This window comes from Methyloversatilis sp. NSM2 (assembly GCF_038066675.1).
In the GTDB taxonomy this organism is placed as follows: domain Bacteria; phylum Pseudomonadota; class Gammaproteobacteria; order Burkholderiales; family Rhodocyclaceae; genus Methyloversatilis; species Methyloversatilis discipulorum_A.
This window is the reverse complement of sequence record NZ_JBBUKV010000017.1, coordinates 326697-341059: the sequence shown is the minus strand read 5'-3', so window position 1 is coordinate 341059 and position 14363 is coordinate 326697. Positions and strand designations below refer to the sequence as shown.

The 14363-nt window shown below is 68.6% G+C and carries 15 protein-coding genes; 2 read left to right on the top strand and 13 right to left on the bottom strand.

Features of this window, described 5'->3' with window-relative positions; all coding sequences use genetic code 11:
- Positions 1-165 precede the first annotated feature (165 nt).
- The 12 genes from WJU27_RS20450 to WJU27_RS20395 form a co-directional block, all read right to left on the bottom strand.
- Positions 166-615 (bottom strand): CBS domain-containing protein, encoded by a 450-nt coding sequence (locus WJU27_RS20450; protein ID WP_020165684.1) that lies wholly within the window; start codon positions 613-615, stop codon positions 166-168.
- A 199-nt stretch (positions 616-814) separates the two neighbouring features.
- Complete coding sequence (gene pufC / locus WJU27_RS20445) at positions 815-1900, bottom strand: photosynthetic reaction center cytochrome PufC (RefSeq protein ID WP_341423259.1); 1086 nt, start codon at positions 1898-1900, stop codon at positions 815-817.
- Positions 1897-2874 (bottom strand): photosynthetic reaction center subunit M, encoded by a 978-nt coding sequence (pufM, locus tag WJU27_RS20440; protein ID WP_029143823.1) that lies wholly within the window; start codon positions 2872-2874, stop codon positions 1897-1899. The genes pufC and pufM overlap by 4 nt, the downstream gene beginning before the upstream one ends.
- Before the next feature lie 23 nt (positions 2875-2897).
- The gene (pufL, locus tag WJU27_RS20435) at positions 2898-3722 is read right to left on the bottom strand and encodes a photosynthetic reaction center subunit L (RefSeq protein WP_020165687.1); all 825 of its coding nucleotides are present in this window, start codon (positions 3720-3722) and stop codon (positions 2898-2900) included.
- A 106-nt stretch (positions 3723-3828) separates the two neighbouring features.
- A complete protein-coding gene (pufA, locus tag WJU27_RS20430; RefSeq protein WP_019916985.1) occupies positions 3829-4029 on the bottom strand; it encodes a light-harvesting antenna LH1, alpha subunit in 201 nt (66 codons plus the stop codon).
- Positions 4030-4039: 10 nt separating this feature from the next.
- Complete coding sequence (gene pufB, locus WJU27_RS20425; RefSeq protein WP_029143824.1) at positions 4040-4273, bottom strand: light-harvesting antenna LH1, beta subunit; 234 nt, start codon at positions 4271-4273, stop codon at positions 4040-4042.
- A gap of 138 nt (positions 4274-4411) precedes the next feature.
- Complete coding sequence (gene bchZ / locus WJU27_RS20420) at positions 4412-5851, bottom strand: chlorophyllide a reductase subunit Z (RefSeq protein ID WP_341423258.1); 1440 nt, start codon at positions 5849-5851, stop codon at positions 4412-4414.
- 46 nt (positions 5852-5897) lie between these two features.
- Positions 5898-7445: a chlorophyllide a reductase subunit Y gene (bchY, locus tag WJU27_RS20415; RefSeq protein ID WP_341423257.1), complete on the bottom strand. Its 1548-nt coding sequence runs from the start codon at positions 7443-7445 to the stop codon at positions 5898-5900.
- A 10-nt stretch (positions 7446-7455) separates the two neighbouring features.
- Positions 7456-8475 (bottom strand): chlorophyllide a reductase iron protein subunit X, encoded by a 1020-nt coding sequence (locus WJU27_RS20410; protein WP_020165691.1) that lies wholly within the window; start codon positions 8473-8475, stop codon positions 7456-7458.
- A complete protein-coding gene (bchC, locus tag WJU27_RS20405; protein WP_020165692.1) occupies positions 8472-9407 on the bottom strand; it encodes a chlorophyll synthesis pathway protein BchC in 936 nt (311 codons plus the stop codon). Before bchC ends, WJU27_RS20410 begins: the two co-directional genes overlap by 4 nt.
- 92 nt (positions 9408-9499) lie before the next feature.
- Positions 9500-10693 (bottom strand): methyltransferase, encoded by a 1194-nt coding sequence (locus tag WJU27_RS20400; protein ID WP_020165693.1) that lies wholly within the window; start codon positions 10691-10693, stop codon positions 9500-9502.
- A gap of 10 nt (positions 10694-10703) precedes the next feature.
- Positions 10704-11597, bottom strand: a complete 894-nt coding sequence (locus tag WJU27_RS20395) for a polyprenyl synthetase family protein (protein ID WP_029143825.1) — start codon at positions 11595-11597, stop codon at positions 10704-10706.
- Positions 11598-11739: 142 nt separating this feature from the next.
- Between WJU27_RS20395 and crtD the strand changes: the two genes are divergently transcribed.
- Positions 11740-13230, top strand: a complete 1491-nt coding sequence (gene crtD / locus WJU27_RS20390) for a 1-hydroxycarotenoid 3,4-desaturase CrtD (RefSeq protein WP_341423256.1) — start codon at positions 11740-11742, stop codon at positions 13228-13230.
- Positions 13227-14174, top strand: coding sequence for a carotenoid 1,2-hydratase (locus WJU27_RS20385; protein WP_020165696.1), 948 nt, complete (start codon positions 13227-13229; stop codon positions 14172-14174). Before crtD ends, WJU27_RS20385 begins: the two co-directional genes overlap by 4 nt.
- 10 nt (positions 14175-14184) lie before the next feature.
- Here WJU27_RS20385 and WJU27_RS20380 read toward each other — a convergent pair whose 3' ends face one another.
- Positions 14185-14337 (bottom strand): hypothetical protein, encoded by a 153-nt coding sequence (locus tag WJU27_RS20380; protein WP_020165697.1) that lies wholly within the window; start codon positions 14335-14337, stop codon positions 14185-14187.
- Between the last annotated feature and the right edge of the window lie 26 nt (positions 14338-14363).

Genomic DNA, 14363 nt, shown 5'->3' with positions numbered 1-14363 from the left:
CGGGGTCAGAAGACCCCTCCCACAGAAACCCGATCCCGGCGCCGGCCGCAGGGCAGACGCACCCCCTGTGGGAGCGGCCTTGGCCGCGACGAGGCTTTCGCTGCCCGCGGGCTTCGATCCCGACCACTTTCGCGAGCAAGCTCGCTCCCACCGGAGCCTTGTGCCCTAGCCGCCAATGCGTGCGAAGAACAGGCCGCGGTTGATGTCGCCGATGCTCACCATGCCGACCAGCTTGCCGTCGCGCGCGACCGGCATGCGGCGGAAGTTCTTGACGCCCATCCACGACGCCGCTTCGAGCACGGGCGTATCGGGTGACAGCGCCAGCGGGTTGCGCGTCATCACCGCGTCGACGCGCATCGCCAGCACGGCGTCGTAGCCCTGCTCCATCGCGAGAAAGTCACGTGTGCCGACGTTGTCGTGGATGTAGTCGCCGAGCTTGGGATACATCGGCAGCATGATGTCGCGCACCGACACGATGCCGACCAGGGTGCCGTCCGGCTCGATAACCGGGATGGCGCCGCAGTGACGGCTGAGCATGTGGATGACGACGGATCTGACGCTGTCGCCGGGTGCTGCGCTGAGCACGCCCGACGACATGACTTCGCTGACCTGCATGACTGTCTCCTCTGCGCGGAGTGCGGGAGGGGCCAGCCGACCCGGGCGCTGCGCGGTCCGGACGCACCGGGTGGCGCGCCCTGTCTGCGTGGTGTCCGGATCCGCTCCCGCAGAGGCGCTGTCTGGCCCAGCGCGGAGGAGAACTGCAGGAGCGGCCGAACGGGGTCGGGTCGGCGCACCGTGGCGCGCCGACCGTGGATCAGGGCTTCGCCGCTTCCGCCTCGGCGGCCGGTTGCGGCGCCTCGGCTGCGGCGGCAGGCGGCAGTGCCGCCTGCGCGCCTGGGGCGCTGAGCGCCGGGTAGTCCTTCAGCATCGGCGTGCCATAGAGCGGCTTGTAGGCGCCCTGGTGGCAGGTCGCGCAGTTCAGCTTGGCAACGTCGCCGGTCGGGCCGAGCCGATGCGCCGGGAAGGTCGCGGTCAGCGGCACCATGTACTCGTTGTTCAGGTCGCGTGCCATCCGTATGCCGTGCCAGGCGGTCTGCCGCTGCGGCGTGCTTTCGGTCCATGGCGCGAAGGCGCGGCTGTTGTGGCAGTAGGTGCAATTGACGCCGAGCGCGTCCGACATGTGCATCATCAGTCCGTAGGTGCCCTCGGTATCGGCCAGCGAACCATGCGCCGCGGTCGGCAGCGCGGTCACCGCATTGACGCGGATTTCCTGCCCTTTCTGCAGATAGCGGGTGAAGGCGTCGTAGGGCAGCGAGGCGTAGGCGACCGCGGCGTCCGGCGTGTTCTGCTGCATTTTCGACCCGGCCATGCGCGTCGCATGCTTCTGCGGCGGCGGCTGGAACCACACCTCGGCCGGTACCGGCATGCCGCGGTGGCAGGTGTAGCAGGTGACGCCGGTGTCGGCGACGTGCGGCTTCCAGTCGGCATTGATGTGCTGCGTCATCTGGATCATCCGCCGTGCCACCACCTTGGTGTACATCGAGTCGTCGGCCATGTTCTCCAGCTTGTGGCAGTAGGCGCAGCCCTGTTCCGGCGACACCCAGGCGGTCATCGCCACCATCAGCCGGGTGAACTCGGCCACGCTGACGTCGCCCAGCACCTTCACGTTCTGGAACACCTCGGACGCCTTCTGCCCTTCGCGCGGCGCCGCCGGTATCGGCTCCGGCACCACGTTCTTCTGCTGCTCGCCCTCGACGATGCGCGGGTTATAGACCTGGACCATGCCGGTGCCGCGCACGCCGCGCTGCACCGTGTCTATCGGCGGTTTCTCGCAGGCGGCGAGCAGCAGCCCCGCCCCCAGCATGGCGACGACACGCAGTGTTGCCTTCAGGGTGTTCATGGCTGCACTCCTTGCACGGTGGCGGGATCGACGACGGTGCCGAACACCGCCGGATACATCGGTGCAACGTGATGCTTGACGGCCCACAGATACCAGTTGTCGACCACGGTGCCGGTCAGCAGGATGCCGATGCCGCCGGTCAGCGGACACAGCACGGCGAACCACCAGGCCCAGCGGTGGATGGATTCCATCGACGCGTTGAAGCCCATGGTCCAGCGCCAGAACAGCGCGGCGCGTTCCGACGCGGTGCCGCGATCGACGATCTGTTCGATCTCACGCTCGCCGCCGAAGCGGCTGACCGCCAGGATGGTCGCGCCGTGCATCGCGAACAGCAGGGTCGAACCGTAGAGGAAGGCGATCGACAGCATGTGGAAGGGGTTGTAGAACAGGTTGCCGTAGCGGATAGAGAAAGCGGCGGTCCAGTCCAGGTGCGGGAAGATGCCGAAGGGCACCGCCTCCGACCACGAGCCCATCAGCACCGGGCGGATGAAGCCGAGCACCAGGTAGAGCCAGATCGCGGCAGCGAAGGCCCAGGCCACGTGGGTGCCCATGCCGAGTGCGCGTGCCCTGCGGTACATGCGCACCCACCAGAGCAGGATGGAAGCGGTGAGGAAGAAGCCGGCCATCAGCCACCAGCCGCCCTCGTTCAGCGGTGGTATCGACAGTCCGTAGTGCGGCGCCGGCGGCTCCAGCGCGAGCCAGAACAGCTGGCGCACGAACTCGATCGGATCCCAGTTCACCGAGGCCATCATGTTCAGGCCGATGATCTCGAAGGCGATGAAGCCGCAGATCAGCGACGCCAACCCGAACCAGCCGAGGTAGATGGGCCCGATCTGCGCGTCGCCGAGGCGACCGAACAGATGCACGTGGGTCGGCGTGCCGGTGCGTTCGCGGTCGTCACGACCGACCGAAACACCGGGGAAGGACGGTGCGTGCACCTGCACCTGCGTGAATAGATTCTGGTACTCGGCCATGATGGCACCCTCGCTTTCGTCTGTTATCGCCACACGGGAAGGTTGAGCCACCAGCTCCACCATTCCGGCCACCCGCGTGTCCAGAACGGACCGCTGATGACGATGCACACCGCGCTCCAGAAGCCGGCCGACAGCGCGAGGAAAAGACCCAGTCGATGCACGCCCAGCGTGCCGATCGAGTAGCCGATGGCGTCGCGGAAGAAGGTGTTTTCGTGGTCAGGCGTCTTGACCACACCGTCACCCGGCGGATTGGTCGCCGACAGGATGAGCGCACCGTGCAGCGACAGCGCCAGCGTGGTGGCGAAGAAGCAGCTCACCGCCAGCATGTGCGCCGGGTTGTAGTGGAAGTGCAGATACTGGTAGCCGGTGTTCGACACCCAGTCGAGGTGGCTCATGATGCCGTACGGAAAACCGTGGCCCCAGGCGCCGAGCAGCAGCGGCCGGAACACCACCAGCGTGACGTAGGCGAAGATGGCGAACGAGAACGCCACCGGCACGTGATACCCCATGCCAAGCTTGCGGCAGATCTCGACCTCGCGCAGCGCCCACGACACGAAGGCGCCGATCGCGCACACCGTGATCAGCTGCCACAGCCCGCCTTCCATCAGCGGCGCCATGCCCAGGCCGTACTTCAGGTCGGGCGGCGCGATGTTGATCTGCCAGAGATTCCAGGTGGTGCCCTGCGAGGCGCCCCAGATGATGAGCAGTGTGCCCAGCAGCGCGAAGAACAGGCTGGTGACACCGAAGAAACCGACGTAGAAGGGGCCGACCCAGAAGTCGAACAGGTCTCCGCCGAGCAGCGTCCCGCCACGGATGCGGTATTTTTTTTCGAAACTGAGCATGGACATGCCAACCCCCTTATCCGGAAGCGCGATGCCTCCGCGGTAGAGACGCGCTGCAGCGCTCATGCGAGGCCGGGCAGGCCCGGTCCCCGCACTCCTGCCGTCAGTGCATTTACTGCGTTGTCCGCATCGCGACCGGAGCCGGCATTGCGCTCTGGGCCGTTGCTGCGGGTTTCTTGCTCGGGCCTTCGATCCAGTTGAAGCGATCGGTGCTGAGCAGGATGAAATGGATCAGGAGCGCCAGCACCATGAGGAAGGTGAAGAGCGCGACCAGTGATCTGCGCGGATCGAAAAGCAACCAAATACGCCACATATCTGCGCTCCTATGCCTGGTAGATGTAAGGAATGACCGAGTAGGTCGCCGCCCTGACGCCTTCGATCAGAGACGCATAACCCTCGGAACCCGGCAGCCAGGGGCGCCAGTTCCAGACGAGGATGTGCGCGATGATCGCGACGACCAGAAAGACGATGAAACTGGTCATGAAAATGGCGTGGAATTCCCGCGCCTCGGAATCTGTCAGTCCTGACAGGGATCCGCTTCTAGTGCCATCAGCCATACCGATTACCTCCTGACGGGCCTTTCGGCCATTGCCGCGCAACGCCCGCGCGGCGGGGACTTCCGGGGCTGACTGCGCCCCGCAAGAGGGTGGACGGACGCGTGCTGCGCCCGCTCCGGACGGTGGCCAGACCGGTCCTCATGTCGTTTCCAGCGCACGCTGCACGCGCGCTGCGGTGATGCGTTGCTCGTCGGCGCAGCGTGCCGCTTCCTCCGCCTTGTCGCGCAGCCGCTTGGCGGCCGAGATGCGCACCAGGAAGGGCTGCTTGTCGAGGTACTGATCGAGCAGCCGCTGGGCGTCTTCGTCCCACGGCCGTGCGTCGGCGCGGGCCAGCCGCGACGGTGTGGCATCGACGCGATCCATGTCGCTGCCCAGCGGCAGGATGTGGAACAGCGCGTCGAACAGCGCGTTGCACACCTCCTGCACCAGATAGGTGGCGCCGGCGTAGCCCATGAAGGGCGTGCCGGTATGGCGGCGGATGATGGCGCCGGGAAAGGAGGCAGGGATGTAGCAGCCGCGTGCGCCGCACTCGGCCATGTACATGCGCTCGTTGTAGCTGCCGAACATGACCAGCGGTGCCTTGTCGCGCACCAGCGCGCGCACTGCGTCGTTGTCGGTCTTGGCGCCGGCCCGGCGCGACACCGCGAAGGCACAGGGCAGACCCATGTCCTCCTCAAGGAAGTGGCGGATGCCGCGTGCGTAGGTGTCGTTGGCGACCACGGCGAAGCTGGCGGTGCCGAAGAAGTCCTGCGTCACCGAACGCCACAGATCCCACAGCGGCTTGATCGTCGTGTGCTTCTCGCGCTCGATGAAGGGCTCCGGATCGAGTCCGGTCAGTTCGCCCAGTGCGCGCAGGAAGCGGGTGGTCGAGTGCAGGCCTATCGGCGCCTGCAGATAGGGCCGTTCCAGCGTTTCGCAGAGCAGCCGGCCGTACTCGCGGTACATGCAGATATTGACGTCGGCATCGACCAGTTTCGGCACGTCGGCCAGATGGCTGCCGAGCGGGAAGCTGAGGTTCACCTCGCAACCTATGCCTTCGACCAGGCGACGGATTTCCGCCAGATCGCTCGGCGTGTTGAAGCAGCCGTAGATCGGCCCGATGATGTTCACCCGCGGCTTCACGCCGTCGGCGCGCGGCTTGCGTTCGGGGATGCGCTTGACGCCGTACTGCGTCCACAGCCAGTTGATGGCGCGATTGGCGCACTGCCACTGGTCCTCGTCTATCGTGCGCGGCAGGAAGCGCTGGATGTTGGTGCCTTCGGGCGTCACGCCGCCGCCTATCATTTCGGCGATCGAGCCGGTCACGACCACCGCCGGCTGGTCCGGGTCCAGCACCTGGTGCGCTCGGCGCATGCTGCCTTCGGTACCCTCGCGGCCGAGCTGTTCTTCGGCCAGGCCGGTCACGACGATGGGCAGTTCGTGCGGCGGCAGGCCGTCGGTGTAGTGCAGCACCGACGTGACCGGCAGGTTCTCGCAACCGACCGGACCGTCGATCACCACCTGCAGACCCTTGATCGCGGTGAAGGTGTAGACCGCGCCCCAGTAGCCGCCTGCGCGGTCGTGGTCGAGGATCAGCATGTCGCCACCTGCCCGGTGCGGGCTCGCTGCGCGCTCCGATTCGTACTCATATCGCCTCCTCGACGCTGCGCGCGCGGGCCAGCTTGGCCATCTTCGCGCGGTAGGCAGCGCGATACTCCGGCCTGTCCTTCGGCACGTCCTGCCACACGCCGCCGGCGTGACCGCTGCCGACGCCGTCGAAGAACTCGCTCATCGTGTCGAAGCGCGACTTGTTGCCGATGGCACCATTGATCACCTGCGCCAGCGAGCCGGCACCGGCCGGCCCCATCAGCGGCCGCGCGGAAATCAGGTTGGTGAAGTAGAGCGCCGGGATGCGCGCCTCCTTCGCCGCCTGCACCACCGGCGTGGTGCCGATCGCCAGGTCCGGACTGAATTCGCGCATCGCGGCGAGATCCTGTTCGAGCGAGGCGCGGTACTGCACATGTACGCCGCGCGCGCTCAGCCATTCGCGGTCGGCCGCACTGTGCGGCGTCTGCGGGCAGGCGGTGCCGACGTAGCGCAGATCGGCGCCGCTCTCGACCAGCAGCCGTGCCACCAGCAGTTCAGAGCCTTCGTAGCCGGACAGCGTGATGCGCCCCCTGATCGGGTTGGCCGCGAGCGCGCCGCGTATCGCCGGCAGGAAGCGGTTCTTCGCCGCGTCGATCTGCGCCTGACCGACATTGGCCGCCTGGCCGATGGACTGCAGCCAGGCGTCGGTGCCATCGTGGCCGATCGGCGCCGAACCGACGATGGGTCGGCCGGCCGCCTCAAACTCGCGGAAGCTGGCGGTATAGAAGGGATGGATGGCGCCGACCACCGCGCAGTCGAGCGCGGCATACAGCTCGCGCCACTCGCGCGTCGGCACCACCGGGCCGGCCGCCAGACCCATCGGTTCGAGCAGCGAGCCGATGATGACTGGATCGACCGGGAACATTTCGCCCACCAGCGCCACCGTCGGCCGGTCGGCCACGCCGTTGCGCGGCGCCTGCACCGGCCCCTGCTCCGCCTCCTGGCGGGCATAGCGCAGCATGGCGCCGGCCAGCACGTCCTTCGCCTCGGCGTGGGTCGGTACGCCGAAGCCGGGCACGTCGATGCCGATGATGCGCACGCCGTCGATCTCTTTCGGCAGCAGCTGCAGCGGCACACCGCTGGCCGTCGGCACGCACAGATTGATGATGACGATGGCGTCGTACTGGGCCGGATCGGCCAGCTTGTACACCGCCTCGCGGATGTCCTCGAACAGCTTGCCGGTCACCAGCGTTTCGCTGTTGAAGGGCACGTAACCGACGCTGCGGCGAGCACCGTAGAAATGCGAGGTGAAGGTGAGGCCATAGACGCAGCATGCGGAACCGGACAGCACGGTCGCGGTGCGGCGCATGCGCAGGCCGACGCGCAGCGAACCGAAAGCCGGGCACATGCTCTGCGGCTGGTCGTGCGGGCCCTTCGGATAGTCGGCGGCGTAGCGGTCCAGCGTTTCGCTCTTGCCGGCCGCGCGCGCCGCGCCGTCCAGCTGTTCGCGCCCGGCGTGGCAGCCGATGCCGTCACCGTCGGCCGGCCGACGCTGCGTCGACAGCGCGTCGGTGTTGATGACCTGTGTATGCGTTGTGTCGGTCATGGTGGCCACCTCAGACGGTGTCGTACACCACTTCGAGCGACGGCCGGACCACGTCTTCGCGGCCCAGCATGTCGGCCACCGTGGCCGGCGTCATCACGTAGTCGCGACCGGTCACGTCGGCGGCGAACAGGCCGAGCAGGCCGTCCTGGGTCATCGGCTTCGGCCGCACCGGTGGCGCTTCCGCCACGTTGGTGGCCAGTTCCTCGAACAGCGGCGCCCACTGCGAACCCGGACGGCCGATGATTTCGTAGCTGGCGCTCTTGCGCCGGATGTCGTCGTTGGCCGGAATGGTGGCCAGCACCGGAATGCCGGCCGCATCGGCGAACCTCGCCGCCTCGCCGGTGCCGTCATCGCGGTTGATCACGACGCCCGCCACACCGACGTTGCCGCCCAGCTTGCGGAAGTACTCGACCGCGCTGCACACGTTATTGGCGACGTACAGGCTCTGCAGGTCGTTGCTGGCGACCACGATCACCTTCTGGCACATGTCGCGGGCGATCGGCAGGCCGAAGCCGCCGCACACCACGTCGCCGAGGAAGTCGAGCAGCACGTAGTCGAAGCCCCAGTCATGAAAGCCGAGCTTCTCCAGCGTTTCGAAGCCGTGGATGATGCCGCGCCCGCCGCAGCCGCGACCGACCTCGGGGCCGCCCAGCTCCATCGCGAACACGCCATCGCGGATGAAGCAGACGTCGCCGATGCCGACCTCCTCGCCGGCCAGCTTCTTCTTCGAACTGGTTTCGATGATGGTCGGGCAGGCCTTGCCGCCGAACAGCAGCGAGGTGGTGTCGCTCTTCGGGTCGCAGCCGATCAGCAGCACCTTCTTGCCCTGCTGCGCCATCATGTAGCTCAGGTTGGCCAGCGTGAAGCTCTTGCCGATGCCGCCCTTGCCGTAGATGGCGATGATCTGGGTCTGCTTGGTCACTTCGCCGTCCGCGACGGGATCGGGATCGATCGCCGCCTCGGCGCGCAGCACCTTGGTCAGGTCGAACTTGATGGGGCTGACGGCACCGCCGCCACAGGCTTCGGTCATGACAGCTGTCTCCAGTCGAGGATCATCTTCAGGCAGCCGGGGTCGCCGAATGCCGTGCGGTAAGCGAGGTCGGCGCGGATGGCCGCCTCGCGGTGCGTGATCAGGCCATCGAGCGACAGCCGGCCGTCGGCGGCCATGTCGCGCACGGTGGCCAGATCGGCGTCCTGCCATTGGGCGGCGACGCGCAATCGCGCCTCGCGCATGAAAGCCGGTGCGAAATGGAAGGACAGTGCGTCCTCGTAGAAGCCGGCCAGCACGATTTCGCCCTGTGGCGCCAGCCGTGCGATCAGCGTATCGAGCAGCGTCGCGTCGCCGCTGACGTCGCAGATGCAGCGGTAGTCGCGACGGCTGTCCAGCGCGGCCGGGATGACCGGGTAACCGGTGCTGCCGGCGGCGCGCATCGGATTCGTCTCCCACACCACCGGATCACCGCCGGCGGCGACCGTGAGCCGTGCAACCAGCCGGCCGAGCACGCCGTGACCGATGATGAGATCGGGCAGCGTAGCGCCGCCCATGACCGCGTGCTGCGCGGTGGCGGCCAGCGCCAGCAGGATGCCGCGTTCGGCCAGGGCTTCGTCTATCGGCAGCGCCCGCGCCGCCGGTACCACCAGCCGTGAGGCGGCCCCGCCGAACAGGCCGCGCACCTCGCCGAAACAGCGCGCACCCGGTACGAACACCCGCTCGCCGACGCGCAGTCCTGCGGCGCGCCCGGCGGCGCTGACGCGGCCCACCGATTCGTAACCCGGCACCAGCGGATAACCCATGCCCGGAAAGGGCGGCATGCGACCGGACCACAGCAGGCGTTCGGTGCCGGTGCTGATGCCGCTCCACTCGACATCGACGACGACGTCGGCGTCTCCTGCAGGCGCCAGATCCAGCCGTGTCACGACCAGCTGTTCCGGTTGCTGCAGCACTACGGCCATGCTGTCCATCGCGCCTCCCCGTTGAGGACGGTCGGCTGACGGTGTCAGCACGGCCTGTCGCATAAGTGTCATTCTATGTTTACTATGATCTGTGTCAACGTTTAATTACACTTTGTCGCTTCATCTGCTGTCAGCGGTCGTGGACGCGCCACCAGCACGCAGGTCTGCAGCGGGATCCGCGTCGGCAGACGGCCGATCTGGCAGAAGCCAGCGGCGCGCAACATGTCGGTGAGCCGCGCCTCGCTGCGCGGGCGGCCCCGCCCCATTGCCATCAGGTAGAAGCCGAAATAGGCGTCGCCTACCGGCTCGGCGCCGGCGACGCCGGACATCGGTTCGGCGATCAGCAGCGTGCCGTCGGGTGGCAGCAGCGCGCGGATGGCGCGCAGCAGCTGCATCACGTCGTCGTCGTCGTGGTCGTGCAGCACGCGCACCACCGACACCAGGTCGGCACCACGCGGCAAGGCGTCGGTCTGAAAGGCGCCGCCGAAAACCTCGGCGCGCGTCGTCATGCCCGCCTCGACGAAACGCCGGCGCGCCTGCGCCGCCACCGCCGGCAGGTCGAACAGCTGCAGCCGCAGCTCCGGGGCGCGACGCGCGGCGGCACGCAGAAAGCTGCCATCGCCGCCACCGACGTCGAGCAGGCAGCGGTGCATGGCCACCGGATAGGTATCGAGCACCTCGTCGGCCACCAGCGGCTGCGAAGCCGCCATCAGCGCCGTGTAGTCGGCGATGCGGCCGTCGTCGAGCGCCGCCGCATCGGCATTGCCGGCATAGGGCCAGTAGCCGGACAGCGCAGTGGTGCCGGACAGGCCGCGCAACAGCGCCACCGGGTCCTCGAAATCGCGATAGACCCGACCGTGATGCTCGACCATGTCGGCAATGCCCGGATTGGCCAGCACGGCCGCCCCCAGCATGCCCAAGCCGTAGCGGCCGCCGCTGCGGCGCGACGCCAGGCGCAGCGCCACCGCCGCGTCGAGCAGTCGCTCGGCGGCGTCGCGGCTGAGCCCTGTGCGCAGGGCCACCTGCTGCGCGCTCTGCGCGCCGTCGGCGAGCAATTCGAACAGTTTCAGTCGCACGCAGGCGAGCAGCACCTGCGAATAGACGAAGCCGGCGCACAGATCGAACAGCGCACGCGCCTCGCGGCGCGCCTTGTGGCGCGTCAGCGGAAAGGCGGCCGCCCAGCGATGGAAACGCGGGCTGCTGAGCAGGCGCTCCGCCGCCTGGCGGATGCGCTCGATCAGGCCGCCTTCGTTCGCCGCCATCGACGACGGCCGGAAAGTGTCGGGCAGATCCATGACGCGCGCTTCAGGCGGCGCAGTCGACGATCTCTGCCGGCAGGAAGCGTCGCGCTTCCATCGCGATCACCGCGCGCAATCCGTCGGCACCGGAGCACGCAGGCACTGCGTCCATCGCATCGCTCACCAGTTGCTGCAGCCGTTTCACCGCGCCCGGTATGCCCAGTTCGCGGGCGGCGCTCGGCCGGCCCAGCGCGGCGTCGCGACCGATCGGCTTGCCGATGCGCTCCTGCGTCGAGGCCACGTCGAGGATGTCGTCGGCCACCTGGAAGGCTTCGCCCATGCAGTCGCCGAGCGCGCGCCACGGGCCGGGATCGGCCCCCGCCGCCGCCGCGCCGGCCATGGTCGCCGCGGCAAACAGCGCGCCGGTCTTGGCCTGCTGGTACTGGCGCAGGTTCACGTCGGTTTCGCATTCGAGCGCCTGACCGGCGACGATGCCCGACGGCACGCCGACACCGCGACCGATGATGGACAGCAGCGGCAGCAGACGGTACGGCGCCTGGGCGCCGCCGCGTGCCATCGTCTGGAAGGCCAGCACGATCAGCGCATCGCCGGTCAGCACGGCGATGCGCTCGCCGAAGGCGCTGTGCACCGAAGGCTTGCCCCGGCGCAGCGGCGCGTCGTCGAAGCAGGGCAGATCGTCATGCACCAGCGAGGCGCAGTGCAGCAGTTCGATCGCCGCCGCCGCGTGGTCGGCGATCGACGTGTCGTCCTCGCCGCAGGCGCAGGCCGCGGCCAGACACAGCCGCGGCCGGATGCGCGCGCCGCCCGGGAACACCGCGTGACGGATGGCCGCCGCCAGCAGCGGCGGGCAGCCGGGACCGTCGGCATGCGACAGCGCGGCCACCAGCGATTGTTCGACCGCCATCCCCAGGGCCTGCTCGATGCGCTTCATTCCATCCATGGCCTGTTCCCCCGCATGTGTCGGCGCGCAGCTGTGTCCGACGAGTTATCGCGCCAACTGTCAACCTTGATTGTCAGGCGCTGGTGTAATGTAATGTAGACATGACAGGTCGTAACGTCAATGAAGGTTTACAGGAGCCGGCATGAGCGGACAGGACGTGGTGGTGATCGGTGCCGGCGTGGCGGGCCTGGTGGCCGCGCTCGAACTGGCCCGCCGCGGCCTGGCGGTGACGCTGACCGAGCGCGCAGGCACGCCCGGCGGCAAGCTGCGCGAGGTGCACGTGGCCGGTCTGCGGCTCGACGCCGGCCCGACGGTGTTTACGCTGCGCGAGGTATTCGAGGACATCTTCGATGCCGCCGGCAGCAACTTCGCCACCCACGTCGGCACGCGCAAGGTCGAGGTGCTGGCGCGGCACGCCTGGTCTGCCGGCGAGCACCTGGATCTGCATGCCGACGTCGACCGCAGTGCCGAGGCCATCGGCGACTTCGCCGGCGCCGCCGAGGCGCGGCGCTTCGTCCGTTTCACGCGCGAGGCGCAGACCATCTACCGCACGCTCGACAGCAGCTTCATGCGCGCCCAGCGGCCAGGGCCGCTCGAACTGGCGCGCCGCGCCGGCGTCGACATCCTGCGCATCCGCCCCTTTGCGACGATGTGGCAGGCGCTCGGCAGCCACTTCCGCGACCCGCGGCTGCGCCAGCTGTTCGGCCGCTACGCCACCTATTGCGGCTCGTCGCCCTTCGATGCACCGGCCACCTTGATGCTGGTGGCCCACGTCGAACAGCGCGGCGTATGGCTGATCGAGGGCGGCATGTACCGGCTGGCCGAGGCGCTGGCGGCACTGTGCGTGCGTCACGGCGTGCAGTTCCGCTACGGCGAGCACGTCAGCGAGATCACGCTGCAGGGCGATCACGTCTCCGGTGTACGACTGGCCTCGGGCGAGTGGCTGGCGGCGCGAACCGTGGTTGCCAACGCCGACGTCGCCGCGCTGCCTGCCGGCCACTTCGGTGACGACGTGCGCCGCGCGACGGCCGCAGTCGAGCCGGCCGCGCGCTCGCTGTCGGCGGTGACCTGGAATCTGGTCGCGGCCACACGGGGCTTTCCGCTGCTGCGCCACAACGTGTTCTTTTCCGCCGACTACCGCGCGGAATTCGACGACCTGCAGCGCCATCGCCGGCTGCCGCGCGCCCCCACCGTGTATGTCTGCGCACAGGATCGCGGCGATGCACCGCCGCCGTCGTCACTGCCGGCGGAGCGCCTGCTCTGTCTGGTCAATGCGCCGGCCGATGGCGACCGCAGGCTGGCACGCCCCGGCGAGATCGAGCGCTGCGCTCACCTCGCCTTCCGCCAGATGGAACAGTGCGGCCTGCACATCGACCGCCGCGCCAGCGCCTGCGTCACCACCACGCCGGAAGACTTCAACCGGATGTTTCCCGCGACCGGCGGCGCGCTTTACGGCGAGGCCTCGCACGGCTGGCGCGCCGCTTTCCGTCGTCCCGGCGCACGCAGCCGCGTGCCCGGACTCTATCTGGCCGGCGGCAGCGCGCACCCTGGCCCCGGTCTGCCGATGGCCGCGCTGTCTGGCCGGCTGGCCGCCGACTGCATCCTGCGCGACCGGACGGAGGCCCGCTCATGAATGCACGCAACTTCGACGCCGCCGTCGCGCCGGGTGGCTACCGCTGGTGGTATGTCGACGCCACCAGCGATGACGGCCGCTGCGGACTGACGGTGATCGCCTTCATCGGCAGCGTGTTCTCGCCGTATTACGCACTGGCCCGCCGCCGTCGCCCGGGTGCCGCCGATCCGCACGCGCACTGCGCGGTGAATGTCGCACTGTATGGCGACAGGCGCCGCTGGACCATGACCGAGCGCGGCGCATCGGCGCTGCAGCGCGACACGCACAGCCTGCGCATCGGCCCGAGCCGGCTGCACTGGGACGGCGCGGCCCTCACCATCGACCTCGACGAGATCGGCGCGCCGCTGCCGATGCGCGTGCGCGGCAGCGTGCGCCTGCACGCGCCCACACTGGCGCAGGACGCCTTCGCGCTCGATGCCGAGGGGCGCCATCTGTGGCTGCCGATCGCACCCTGCGCGCGAGTCGAAGTGAGACTGAGCGAACCGGCGCTGCACTGGCATGGCGACGCCTATGCCGACAGCAATGCCGGCACTCGCGCGCTGGAGGAGGATTTCACCCGCTGGCACTGGTCGCGCAGCAACCTGCGCGGCGGCGACACCGCGGTGCTGTACGACGTGCAGCGACGCGACGGCACGCCGCATACGCTGGCGCTGCATTTCGACGCCGACGGCGGCTGCCGCAGCTTCGCCGCACCGGCGGCGCATGAACTGCCCGGCACGCGCTGGGGCATCGCCCGTGCGACGCGCAGCGAGGGCGGCACGACACCGCAGGCGCGCACGCTTGAAGACACGCCCTTCTATGCGCGCTCGCTGCTCGACACCTGTCTGCTTGGCGAGCCGGTGCATGGCGTGCACGAAAGCCTGGACCTCGAACGCTTCCGCAGCGGCTGGGTGCAGATGCTGCTGCCCTTCCGCATGCCGCGGCGCAGCGCATGGGCCGCCTGAGAGGCCGTCGTCAACGCCCGGCTCCGCGCTCCGGCGCTTCGTCCTTGCGGTCGCCCTCGCGCTTCTGCAGGCGGCGCACCGACACCAGCTGGTACACGGCGAACACCAGCACGCCGCCGAATATCAGTACCGCCTCGACAATGACCAGCGTGGTCGGACTCATTGCACGCCCTCCTGTATGGTTGAATC

Bases quoted from the DNA above. Each gene is read 5' to 3' on its own strand.
- bchY (WP_341423257.1), bottom strand. From the start codon at position 7,445: ATGACCGACACAACGCATACACAGGTCATCAACACCGACGCGCTGTCG.
- pufC (WP_341423259.1), bottom strand. From the start codon at position 1,900: ATGAACACCCTGAAGGCAACACTGCGTGTCGTCGCCATGCTGGGGGCG.
- WJU27_RS20380 (WP_020165697.1), bottom strand. From the start codon at position 14,337: ATGAGTCCGACCACGCTGGTCATTGTCGAGGCGGTACTGATATTCGGC.
- pufM (WP_029143823.1), bottom strand. From the start codon at position 2,874: ATGGCCGAGTACCAGAATCTATTCACGCAGGTGCAGGTGCACGCACCG.
- bchC (WP_020165692.1), bottom strand. From the start codon at position 9,407: ATGGACAGCATGGCCGTAGTGCTGCAGCAACCGGAACAGCTGGTCGTG.
- WJU27_RS20410 (WP_020165691.1), bottom strand. From the start codon at position 8,475: ATGACCGAAGCCTGTGGCGGCGGTGCCGTCAGCCCCATCAAGTTCGAC.
- pufA (WP_019916985.1), bottom strand. From the start codon at position 4,029: ATGTGGCGTATTTGGTTGCTTTTCGATCCGCGCAGATCACTGGTCGCG.
- WJU27_RS20385 (WP_020165696.1), top strand. From the start codon at position 13,227: ATGAATGCACGCAACTTCGACGCCGCCGTCGCGCCGGGTGGCTACCGC.
- WJU27_RS20395 (WP_029143825.1), bottom strand. From the start codon at position 11,597: ATGGATGGAATGAAGCGCATCGAGCAGGCCCTGGGGATGGCGGTCGAA.
- bchZ (WP_341423258.1), bottom strand. From the start codon at position 5,851: ATGCTGATCCTCGACCACGACCGCGCAGGCGGCTACTGGGGCGCGGTC.
- pufB (WP_029143824.1), bottom strand. From the start codon at position 4,273: ATGGCTGATGGCACTAGAAGCGGATCCCTGTCAGGACTGACAGATTCC.
- WJU27_RS20450 (WP_020165684.1), bottom strand. From the start codon at position 615: ATGCAGGTCAGCGAAGTCATGTCGTCGGGCGTGCTCAGCGCAGCACCC.
- WJU27_RS20400 (WP_020165693.1), bottom strand. From the start codon at position 10,693: ATGGATCTGCCCGACACTTTCCGGCCGTCGTCGATGGCGGCGAACGAA.
- crtD (WP_341423256.1), top strand. From the start codon at position 11,740: ATGAGCGGACAGGACGTGGTGGTGATCGGTGCCGGCGTGGCGGGCCTG.
- pufL (WP_020165687.1), bottom strand. From the start codon at position 3,722: ATGTCCATGCTCAGTTTCGAAAAAAAATACCGCATCCGTGGCGGGACG.